1 protein-coding gene is annotated in these 412 nt (G+C 69.4%); it reads left to right on the top strand.

Going from position 1 to position 412, the window contains the following annotated elements; genetic code table 11:
- On the top strand, positions 1 to 412 hold a 412-nt coding region (locus D7Y13_RS43910), incomplete at both ends, for a putative PEP-binding protein (RefSeq protein WP_341870485.1).

The following is a 412-nucleotide window of genomic DNA, read 5'->3' on the forward strand; positions in this document are numbered from 1 at the left end:
CAACTGCGCGCGCTTTATCGAGCCGCCCGCGATGCCGGCACTAGCGGCGATACCGCGGCGCTGTCGATCATGTTTCCGATGATCACCTCGCTGGAGGAGGTGACCGCCCTTCGCGCCGCCTGCGAACGCATCCGCGCTGAACTCGACGCGCCGACGGTGCCGCTGGGCATCATGGTGGAGGTGCCGGCTGCCGCGCTGCTGGCCGATCGCCTGGCCGAGCACGTCGACTTCTTCTCCATCGGGACGAACGACCTCACGCAATACACACTGGCGATCGATCGCCAGCATCCCGACCTCGCCGCTGAGGCCGACAGCCTGCACCCGAGCGTGCTGCGTCTGATCCAGCAGACGGTGCAAGGCGCCGCGCGCCACGGGCGCTGGGTCGGCGTATGCGGCGGGCTCGCCGGAGACC

The sequence above is a fragment of the Corallococcus praedator genome (assembly GCF_003612125.1).
In the GTDB taxonomy this organism is placed as follows: domain Bacteria; phylum Myxococcota; class Myxococcia; order Myxococcales; family Myxococcaceae; genus Corallococcus; species Corallococcus praedator.